9 protein-coding genes and 1 pseudogene are annotated in these 9,189 nt (G+C 64.8%); 6 read left to right on the top strand and 4 right to left on the bottom strand.

Annotated features, from left to right (window positions below):
- From ABD022_RS07130 to ABD022_RS07120, 3 genes are all read right to left on the bottom strand, one after another.
- Positions 1 to 789 (bottom strand): MCP four helix bundle domain-containing protein (locus ABD022_RS07130; protein WP_343820661.1); only part of this gene is annotated, 789 nt, incomplete at its 3' end.
- A 196-nt stretch (positions 790 to 985) separates the two neighbouring features.
- Positions 986 to 1,642 carry a thiopurine S-methyltransferase gene (locus tag ABD022_RS07125; RefSeq protein WP_325124538.1) on the bottom strand — a complete coding sequence of 219 codons (657 nt, stop codon included), beginning with the start codon at positions 1,640 to 1,642 and terminating at the stop codon, positions 986 to 988.
- A 63-nt stretch (positions 1,643 to 1,705) separates the two neighbouring features.
- Positions 1,706 to 2,596, bottom strand: a complete 891-nt coding sequence (locus tag ABD022_RS07120) for a hypothetical protein (protein WP_343820660.1) — start codon at positions 2,594 to 2,596, stop codon at positions 1,706 to 1,708.
- A 304-nt stretch (positions 2,597 to 2,900) separates the two neighbouring features.
- On the opposite strand from ABD022_RS07120, the gene ABD022_RS07115 reads away from it, so the two are divergent.
- Entirely contained in the window at positions 2,901 to 3,344 is a 444-nt protein-coding gene (locus ABD022_RS07115) for a DUF4168 domain-containing protein (protein ID WP_325124536.1), read from the top strand.
- A gap of 48 nt (positions 3,345 to 3,392) precedes the next feature.
- On the opposite strand, the pseudogene ABD022_RS07110 reads toward ABD022_RS07115, so the two are convergent.
- Positions 3,393 to 3,587: pseudogene (locus ABD022_RS07110) on the bottom strand (4-oxalocrotonate tautomerase); the annotation flags it as partial.
- A gap of 204 nt (positions 3,588 to 3,791) precedes the next feature.
- Here ABD022_RS07110 and dctP point away from each other — a divergent pair.
- The 5 genes from dctP to ABD022_RS07085 all read left to right on the top strand — a co-directional run bounded on the left by dctP (position 3,792) and on the right by ABD022_RS07085 (position 9,155).
- On the top strand, positions 3,792 to 4,850 hold the full coding sequence (gene dctP / locus ABD022_RS07105; protein WP_343820658.1) for a TRAP transporter substrate-binding protein DctP: 1,059 nt from the start codon (positions 3,792 to 3,794) through the stop codon (positions 4,848 to 4,850).
- Positions 4,851 to 4,878: 28 nt separating this feature from the next.
- A complete protein-coding gene (locus ABD022_RS07100) occupies positions 4,879 to 5,394 on the top strand; it encodes a TRAP transporter small permease subunit (protein WP_343820656.1) in 516 nt (171 codons plus the stop codon).
- A complete protein-coding gene (locus ABD022_RS07095) occupies positions 5,394 to 6,713 on the top strand; it encodes a TRAP transporter large permease (RefSeq protein WP_343820654.1) in 1,320 nt (439 codons plus the stop codon). The genes ABD022_RS07100 and ABD022_RS07095 overlap by 1 nt, the downstream gene beginning before the upstream one ends.
- 73 nt (positions 6,714 to 6,786) lie before the next feature.
- A complete protein-coding gene (gene dapA, locus ABD022_RS07090; RefSeq protein ID WP_343820652.1) occupies positions 6,787 to 7,662 on the top strand; it encodes a 4-hydroxy-tetrahydrodipicolinate synthase in 876 nt (291 codons plus the stop codon).
- 11 nt (positions 7,663 to 7,673) lie between these two features.
- Positions 7,674 to 9,155, top strand: a complete 1,482-nt coding sequence (locus tag ABD022_RS07085; protein WP_343820650.1) for an aldehyde dehydrogenase — start codon at positions 7,674 to 7,676, stop codon at positions 9,153 to 9,155.
- Positions 9,156 to 9,189 lie beyond the last annotated feature (34 nt).

Below are 9,189 nucleotides of genomic sequence, written 5' to 3'. Positions count from 1 at the left end.
CACTTCGCCCAGGGCGCTGCGCAGGTTGCGCGTCATGGCGGCCAGTGCATTCAGCAACTGGCCGATTTCGTTGTGCGAATCGACATGGATTTCATGGCTGAGATTGCGTTGCGCGATGGTTTCGGCCGCTACGACCGCACGGCGCAGCGGTATGGTGATGGCGCGCATCACGCGCCAGGCGAACAGCGGTCCCAGGATCAGGGCCAGCAGGGTGGCCAGCACGAGAACCTGTTCGCTCAGCTCGGCCTGGTCAGTGGCCTTTTGCTGGGCCAGGTCAATCTGCTCCTGCTGATAGGCGCGCAGTGCCTCGATGCTGGCGAGATAGGATGCGTTGATCGCCGGCAGTTCCTTCATCACGATCTCGTTGACGACCGCGGGCATGTCGTCGGCCAGCGCCTGGTCGATGGTGCCGAGGGTCTTCAGGTAGGTGTCGCGCTCTTTCATGATGCGCTGGTACAGGCGCCGGGACTCGGGCATGGTGAACAGGGCGTCCGCTTGCGCGGCGTAGTCCTTGATGCGCACGGCTGCTGCGTCGATTTCCTGCTTCAGGAAGGCAGTCATGGCCGGTTCGGGGACCAGGGCATAGGCGATGACCTGGTTGGCACGGACGTCGATGGCCCGGGTCCATTGTTCCATCAGTTGCCCGGCCTTGTGGCGATCGTTGATTTCCTGGGCGATCGATTGGGCGTGGATGGCGTTCCAGAGACCGATCATGGCCAGGAGCACCGCCAGGGACAGAATAAAGCCGAAAGCCGCGGCAAGCCGCGTGCTGATTTTGATGTTTTTCATGGGACTGGATGAAGCAGGCTTTTCGGAGAGGGTATCTTGATATATTAGGGAAAACCCTTTGGGTTCGATCGCCGCAGCAGCAGGCAATACAGCCCCTAGTATTTGGTTTATCTCCGGATAACCGTTTTCTTCATGCGGGAATTGCATGCATCCTGCGCCGCCCGTCACGGTGACTGCGGCGGGGGCGTGCGTCGGCTCAGAGCGCCGTCAGGCGATGAACGTCGGTCTGAAGGCGTGTCAGGCCGCGTGCGGCGAACTTGGGTTCCTGCGCCAGGATGTCGCGGCTTTCCAGGGCCTCGATGTGCCACCGGTCGCCGTAGAGCGCCCGGACTTCGGCGGCGGGAACCGAGAATGGCGGGCCATCCATTTCTTCTTGCGGGTAGTCCAGGGTCAGCAGCAGGGTGCGGCAGCCGGCGGGCAGCTGGCCATAGACGTGACGCACGTAGCGCGCGCGTAGTTCCGGCGGCAGTGCGATCAGTGCTGCACGGTCGTAGCAGGCTGCGCAGTCGGCCAGGACGGCCGTATCCAGGGAGAAGATATCGCCGCACAGGAATTCGATCCTGCCGGCGCGGTACAGGGTGCCCTGGGGTGTGGACGAGGTTTCGGGCCGCAGCGCGTGTTCCTCGAAGAACTGCTCGACGGCAATCGGTGAAATCTCCACGGCCAGCACCGCATGGCCTTGTTCGGCCAGCCAGGCGACGTCCAGGCTTTTGCCCGCCAGGGGCACCAGGACCCGGCTGCCGGCCGGCAGGCCCAGGCCGGCCCAGTGTTTCTGCAGCAGGGGCATGACGCGGGTTTGGTGAAAGCCGGTCTGCCCGTGCTCCCAGCGTTGCAGCCAGAAATCAGTATCCATGTCGCTTGATCCATCCAGGAACCTTGGAAGCCCAGTGTAGCGTTCCCGGATGGCCGCCCGGAATCAGAAGTGGTATTCGACCTGCAGCGTGGGCGCGGTCGTCAGGATGCCATCCTTCTTGGCGCCGTTGCCGTAGTAGCGGTTGCCGAATTTGTTGTGCCAGTATTCATAACCCAGTCCGACCCACAGCGTGTTTTTCTTGTCGAACATCCTCTGCCCGACATCGGCCATGAGCGAGGCGCGCACCAGGATTTCCGGCTCGGTTTCCACGCCCGCATAGTCGCGGCCCTTTTTGCTGTTGTAGTTTGCGAAGCCCTGGAATTTCATGGGCACCGAGCCAGCCTGGAAGGGCAGGCCCCAGGCCAGGCTGACGATCCATTGCGGATCGAAGGCGACATTGGCCTCGGGGCAGGCCGGCGCGCCCAGGCCGCAGTGGTTCCACTCTTTGCCCAAGAGCAGGCTCAGGTCGACGAAGCCCTTGGGGACGTCGAACTTGAGGGTCGGGCCGAGCACCAGCAGGCGCTTGCGGGGGGCGAATGCCGTGTTTTTCGTATTCAGGTCGAAGCCTGCGGTCAGGGCCACGTCCTTGACGGGTCCGAACGACAGGTCCCGGTCGAAAACCTTGTCCAGGATGAGCTGGTGCCGGTAGGTCAGGTAGGCCTCGGTCGCGCCACCGGTGCTGCTTTCGTTGCGTGAGCCGCCGTTGGACGGATCGTTGCTGCTGGACTGCAGGATGTCGATGTTGAGGAAGTTCTGTCCGTAGTCGTAGCCGCTGATGTGCGTGAGGGACAGGATGTTTTTCGTGATGGTTTCCGGATTCGTCGGCTCTGTATATGACGGGCTGTAGCGGTAGCCTACGAAGGTGTCGCTCCAGTTGGCAGCGTGCGCGGGGCTTGCGGATATCCCCAGTCCGATGCAGGCGGCGGCCAGCAGGCGCGATGTTTGCTTTTGCATGGTGTCTCCGGTGATTTTGTTATCGAGGGGGGCGGCGGCGGATTGCCCGCCATGCCGCGCGCCAGGTGCGGCGCCCCGCTAACGTAACGAATTGTTGACTGCAGGGGCATGCCGGGATCCTGATAGTCCGGATATGTGTTTTGCGATGAAGACGTGCAGGCGGGGGCTGGCGGCGGTGGGGGGAGGGAAATCCCTGTGCCATGGCGACACAGGCCTATACATCGGGAAACTTGTAATGCACCGGCTCCCCCGCGATCATGAAACGGTCGATCACGCAATGCAGGAGTACAGGATGAATCAGCCGATGAAAGCCATTTTTCCGTCGAGCCATGCCGGTGCGGAAAGCACGCCGCCGGCGGAAACGGCGGGCGGGCGCAGGCTGCGCAGCCTGGGGGATTTCCTGGCGGTCTCGATCATCGCGCTGGGCCTGGCGGGCCCCCTGACGGTCGTCCGGACTGCGGATGCACAGGCAGCCTACGAGGCCGTGGAGCGGCCCACCGACGAGCAACTGCAACGCTATGCGGTCGCCGTGCGCAAGGTCAGTGCCGTCGCGGCGGAATACCAGCCCAAGCTCGAGGCGGCCCAGGATGAGCAATCCAGGCAGGCGGTGCGCGTCGAGGCGGATCAGAAAATGGTGGACCAGGTCGAGGCGGGCGGCATGAGTGTCGCCGAATACAACGGCATCAGCCGCGCCGTGCGCGAAAACCCCGAGTTGCGCCAGAAGGTCGAGCGCCTGGTCGGTCAGTAACGGCGCGGTGCCCGGGCCGGGCCCCGCGCGTGCGCGGCTTCCGGGCGGTCAGTCCTTTTCGGACCAGAACACGCCGCCGGTGGCCCAGCGCTCCTTGCTGATTTCAGTCAGGATGATGTCCACCGAGTCCGGCTGGCAGCCCAGGACTTCGCAGGTGCGTTCAGTCAGCGCGCGCACCAGTTCGCGCTTCTTTTCGGGGGTGCGGCCCTCGAACAATTCGATATGCATGGTCGGCATGGCGTGGCTCCTGTGGAATGAGGGAGCAAGCCTAGCACATGCCGCAGCGGCGCCGGACCGTCATGCCGGCCGCTCCGCCAGCCCGGGTGCAAAGCGGGCCGGCATCGGTGTTTACCCCTAATATGTTGTAAATATATTTTGTGGATATTAGACTGGCGGCAGGGCGAACAGCGTCCTTCGACCGCGAATTCCACACTCAAGGGGGAGACCATGAGAAAGATTTTCCGCACCCTGGCCGTAACGGCGGCCATTACGATGGGCATGGCGGGCGCCGCTTCGGCCGCCGAAGTGACCTGGCGCGTGCCGACTTCGGTACCCGAAGGGTCGCCCTTTTATCAGAACTTCCTGGAGCGCTTTGCCTCGAACGTCAAGACACTGACGTCCGGCCGGGTCGAGATCCAGCCCTTCGGCGCCGGGGTGATCGTGCCGGCCCTCAAGGTATTCGATGCCGTGCGCGACGGTGTGGTCGAAGCCGGGCACTCCACGTCCAGCTACCTGGTCAACCAGGATCCGGAAAACGCCATTTTCTCGGGCTTCCCGGGCGGCATGGGGCCTGACGCCTACAAGGCCTGGCTGTACCAGGGCGGCGGCAAGGAAAAGCTGGAAAAGCTGCGTGCCGGCCAGGGGCTGAAGACCATGATCGTCGGCATCGGCTCTTCCGAAATCATGGCCCACGCCAACAAGCCCATCCGCGGCGCGGAAGACCTCAAGGGCCTGAAGTACCGCACGTCGGGCCCCTGGGCCGAAGTGATGCGCGATTATTTCGGCGCCGTGCCGACCGTGGTGCCGCCGGGCGAAACCTATACGCTGCTGCAGCGCAAGGGCGTGGACGCCGTGGAATGGGCGCCGCCGTCGGCCAACATGCCGGAAGGCTTCCATCAGGCGGCCAAGTACATCGTCGTGCCGGGCGTGCACCAGCCGACCTTCATGTGGGAAGTGGTCGTCAAGCAGGAAACCTGGGACAAGGTGCCGGCCGACCTGAAGCCCCTGATCGAGGCCGCGGCGCATCTGACCACCGAGCAGAGCCTGGACTATTTCTATGACGCGGACATGAAGGCAATGGAAAAATACCGCTCCGGGCGCAACGAAATCATCACGCTCAGCCCCGAGTTCGTGAAGCAGCTGTCCGACGCGGGCTACGACTGGATGCACAAGACGGCCGAAGCGCAGAAGGCCGCCGGCAAGCCGGCAATGGCCGAAGTGCTGGCCGACTACGAGGCCTACCACAAGCGCTGGAAGGCTGAAAGCAACTACCTGATCCGCGATTGATCGGGGATCGCAGTCCAGCGAGGCCAAGATGCTCAATGCCCTGACCCGATTCGTGAACGGCGCGTCCTGGTGCGCCTCCCAGTTGGCCAGCGTGGCGGCGGCCGTACTGACCATCTCCATGGTCTACGAGGTGTTCGCACGCTACGTGTTCGACGCGCCGACGGTCTGGGCCTTCGACATCGCCTACATGGCCAACGGTGCCGTCTTCCTGCTGGGCGTGGCCTACGTCCTGCGGGAAGACGCGCATATCCGTATCGATGTGCTGCGCAACCGCCTGCCCGCCCGCTTCAACCGCGGGGTGCAGGGGGTGGCCTACCTTCTGGTCCTGGCGCCGTTCTTCGGGATGCTGTCCTGGATTGCCGCATCGCATACCTGGCGTGCCTGGGTGCAGAACGAGGTCGAGACGGTCAGCCCCTGGGCGCCGCTGATGTGGCCGTTCTACCTGTGCATCGCGATCGGGCTGATCGCCATGACCCTGCAATTGACGGTGGAGGGCCTGCGGGCCTTTCGCGGCCTGGATTCCGTTGCCAAGAAGGAGCACTGATGAATCCGACCATCGCCGCCCTGATGTTCCCGGGGATGTTCCTGCTGATCTTCCTGGGCATTCCCGTTTCTCTGTCCCTGATCATTCCCGCCCTGGTTGCGGGCTGGTTCGCCTTCGGCGATCAGGTGTTCAACCAGCTTTATGGCGGCCTGTATTCCGCTGCCACCAACTACATCCTGTCGGCCATTCCGATGTTCGTGCTGATGGGCGCGATCCTGGAACGCTCCGGCATCGCGGCGCGCCTGTTCCGCACCATGCAGCTGTGGCTCGGGCGGCTGCCGGGCGGCCTTGCCGTGGCCACCATCGCCATGGGAGCCACGTTCGCGGCCGCCGCGGGCGTGGTCGGCGCGGTCGAAGTCATGGTCGGGCTGATGGCCATTCCCGCCATGCAGCGCTTCCGCTACGACAATTCCCTGATCGCCGGCACCATCTGCGCGGGCGGATCGCTGGGCACCATGATCCCGCCATCGGTGGTGGCCGTGGTGTATGCCTCGCTGGCCCAGATCTCGGTGGGCGAGCTGTTCGCCGCCATGCTGTTTCCCGGCATGGTGATGGTGGGGCTGTTCATCCTGTACATCGTCGTCGTCTGCATCCTGGATCCGCGCAAGGGCCCGCGGGCCGACGATCCGGACATGCGCCTGCCGGTGATGGAAAAACTGAAGATCACGTTCAGCGGGCTGCTGCCGACCATGGTGCTGATCGTGGCCGTGCTGGGCTCGCTCATGGCCGGCATCGCCTCGCCCACCGAGGCCGCGGCCGTCGGCGCGATCGGCGCGCTGATCCTGTGCATCTGCTACGGCAAGTTCAGCATTCCCATGATGCGCGAAGCGCTGGCGATCACGGTGCGGATTTCCGCCATGATCCTGCTGATCGTGGCCGGCGGTATCATGTTTACGGGCATTTTCGCCGCCAACGGGGGCTCGCGCCTGATCCAGAGCCTGATCTCCGACATGGGCCTGGGCCTGTCGGGCACGCTGGCGCTGTTCCTGTTCATCGTGTTCCTGCTGGGCTTCGTGCTGGACTGGACCGCCAATGTGCTGATCTGCGTGCCGCTGTTCCTGCCGGTGCTGACGGCTGCCGGCGTGGATCCCATCTGGTTCGGCACCCTGGTGATCATCGTCATCCAGACCAGCTACCTGACCCCGCCGATGGCATCTTCGATCTTCTACCTCCTGTCGATCGCGCCGCCGGACATGAAGTACGGCCAGGTCTGCAGGGGCGTGGTGCCGTTCATCCTGATTCAGTTCGCGACGCTGGCGCTGGTGGTGCTGTTCCCGGCCATGGCCACCTGGCTGCCGCAGCAAGTATCGGGATTCTGAATCTGATTCCGGGGCCCCGCGCCCCGTTTCCGCCCGGCTGTCCGGGCCGTCTTTTTAGTTCTTAGGAAAGCATATGAAAACCGAAGGAGTCCTGGTTCCCATCGTCACCCCGTTCGCGGCGGATGGAAGCGTCGATGCCGAGGCGCTGCGCCGGCTGGTGGAGCGCTTCATCGAAGCCGGCGTCGCCGGCATCGTGGCCTGCGGAACCACGGGCGAATACTATGCGCTGGAAGACGATGAGCGCGAGCTGGTGCTGCGCACGGTCGCCGAGGCCACGCGGGGCCGCGTGACGGCGATCGCCGGCATCAACGCCCTGTCCACGACCCAGGCCATCCGCAATGCCCACCAGGCCGAAGCCCTGGGCTACGACGGGCTCATGCTGTCCACGCCGCCCTACAGCCTGCCGGAGCAGGCCGGGATCGCGCAGCATTTCCGCACGGTCGCGCAGGCCACCCGGCTGCCCATCATCATGTACGACTTCCCGGCGCGGGTGGGCGTGCAGATCGCCGTGGAAACGGTGATCGAACTGGCGCGCATCCCGAACATCGTCGGCATCAAGGAAAGCAGCGGCAGCTTCAACCGCGCCCTGGCCCTGATCCAGGCCGGCATCCCGGATTTCGAGATCATCAGCGGTTCCGACGACATGGCGGCCGACTTCCTGTTCTGGGGCGTGCGCAGCTGGATCAGCGGCGGTGCCAATGTGTTCCCGGCCGAGCAGGCCGCCATGGTCAAGGCCGCCGGCGAAGGCCAGTGGGACAAGGTCCGCAGCCTGATGAGCGGCATGTACCCGGTGATCCAGGACATGGAATCCGGCGATTACAACCAGAAGGCCAAGCTGGGCTGCCGCCGCCATGGGATCGATGTCGGCCAGGTGCGCCTGCCGCTGGTGCCGATGTCCGAACAGGATGAACGCGCCTTCCTGGCGCTGCTGGACGCCTACAAGGGCTGAGGAGAACCGCCATGCCGCAAACCAAGGAACAGATTTTCGAACAGGCCCGCGCGGGCAGCCTGTGGGCCGGCCACCTGATTCCCGGCCACGACGCCCCCGGCGCCCGGATGGACAACACCACGCCGATCGACAACAGCGTGATCGGCACCCTGGAATCGGGCACCGCCGCCGACGTCGATCTGGCGGTGCGCGTGGCGCGCGCCAGCTTCAAGTCCGGCGAATGGTCGCAGCTGGCCCCGGCGGAACGCAAGCGCGTGCTGCTGGCCTGGGCCGACCTGATGGAGGCCCATGCTGAAGAACTGGCGGCGCTGGACTGCATCGACGCCGGCAAGCCGATCACCGAATGCCTGAACACGGACCTGCCGGCCACGCTGGATACTTTCCGCTGGTATGCCGAGGCCATCGACAAGTGCTTCGGCCGCATCGCGCCGACCGGTCCGGCCGCCACCGGCCTGATCGTGAAGGAGCCCATCGGCGTGGTGGGGGCCGTGCTGCCCTGGAACTTCCCGGCCCAGATGTACGCCTGGAAGGTCGCGCCCGCGCTGGCTGCCGGCAATTCGGTCATCGTCAAGCCGGCCGAGCTGACTTCCCTGAGCGCCTACCGCATGACCCAGCTGGCGCACGAAGCTGGCGTCCCGGCGGCCGCGCTGCAGCTGGTGACCGGCCTGGGCGAGGAAGTCGGCCAGGCGATCGGGCGCCACATGGATGTGGACGTGGTGTCCTTCACGGGCTCCACCGAGGTCGGCCGCTATTTCCTGAAGTACTCGGCCGAGAGCAATCTGAAGGAGATCATCCTGGAATGCGGCGGCAAGAGCCCCCAGGTGATCTTCGACGACGCCGACCTAGATGGCCTGGTGGACCACGTGCTGGCGGCCGCATTCTGGAACATGGGCGAGAACTGCAGCTGCGGCTCGCGCCTGATCGTCCAGTCGAGCGTCAAGGACGCCGTGCTGGATCGCCTGCGTGCGCGCCTGTCGAACTGGAAGGTCGGCCTGCCCACGGATGAATCCGTGCAGATCGGCCCCATGGTCGAGCGCGCGCACTTCGACAAGGTGCGCGGCTTCCTGGAAGGCGCAGCGGCCGAAGGCGCGCGCCTGGTGCATGGCGGGCGCATCCATTCGGATCTGGGCAGCGGCTGGTACGTCGAGCCGACCATCTTCGACGCTGTTTCGCGCGAGTCGCGCCTGTTCCGCGAAGAAGTCTTCGGCCCCATCCTGGCCGTGTCCACGTTCGAGACCGAACAGGAAGCCATCGACCTGGCCAACGACAGCAACTACGGCCTGGCGGCATCCCTGTACACCCGCGACGTGGGCCGGGCCCAGCGCGTGGCCCGCGCCATCCAGGCGGGCACGGTGTCGGTCAACGGCTTTTCCGAAGGCGACATCACCACCCCGTTCGGCGGCTACAAGCAGTCCGGTTTCGGCGGCCGCGACAATGGCCTGGAAGCCCTGGACCAGTACCAGCAGATCAAGACGATCTGGTATGTGAACTAGGGATATGGGATGAAAAAAGGCGCCGTCAGGCGCC

This window comes from Castellaniella daejeonensis, from assembly GCF_039523555.1.
In the GTDB taxonomy this organism is placed as follows: Bacteria; Pseudomonadota; Gammaproteobacteria; order Burkholderiales; family Burkholderiaceae_B; genus Castellaniella; species Castellaniella daejeonensis.
Note: the sequence above shows the minus strand (reverse complement) of the source record. Positions and strands in the feature narration are given on the sequence as shown.

Coding starts and splice junctions, on each gene's coding strand:
- ABD022_RS07125 (WP_325124538.1), bottom strand. CDS start 1,642: ATGGATACTGATTTCTGGCTGCAACGCTGGGAGCACGGGCAGACCGGC.
- ABD022_RS07120 (WP_343820660.1), bottom strand. CDS start 2,596: ATGCAAAAGCAAACATCGCGCCTGCTGGCCGCCGCCTGCATCGGACTG.
- ABD022_RS07115 (WP_325124536.1), top strand. CDS start 2,901: ATGAAAGCCATTTTTCCGTCGAGCCATGCCGGTGCGGAAAGCACGCCG.
- dctP (WP_343820658.1), top strand. CDS start 3,792: ATGAGAAAGATTTTCCGCACCCTGGCCGTAACGGCGGCCATTACGATG.
- ABD022_RS07100 (WP_343820656.1), top strand. CDS start 4,879: ATGCTCAATGCCCTGACCCGATTCGTGAACGGCGCGTCCTGGTGCGCC.
- ABD022_RS07095 (WP_343820654.1), top strand. CDS start 5,394: ATGAATCCGACCATCGCCGCCCTGATGTTCCCGGGGATGTTCCTGCTG.
- dapA (WP_343820652.1), top strand. CDS start 6,787: ATGAAAACCGAAGGAGTCCTGGTTCCCATCGTCACCCCGTTCGCGGCG.
- ABD022_RS07085 (WP_343820650.1), top strand. CDS start 7,674: ATGCCGCAAACCAAGGAACAGATTTTCGAACAGGCCCGCGCGGGCAGC.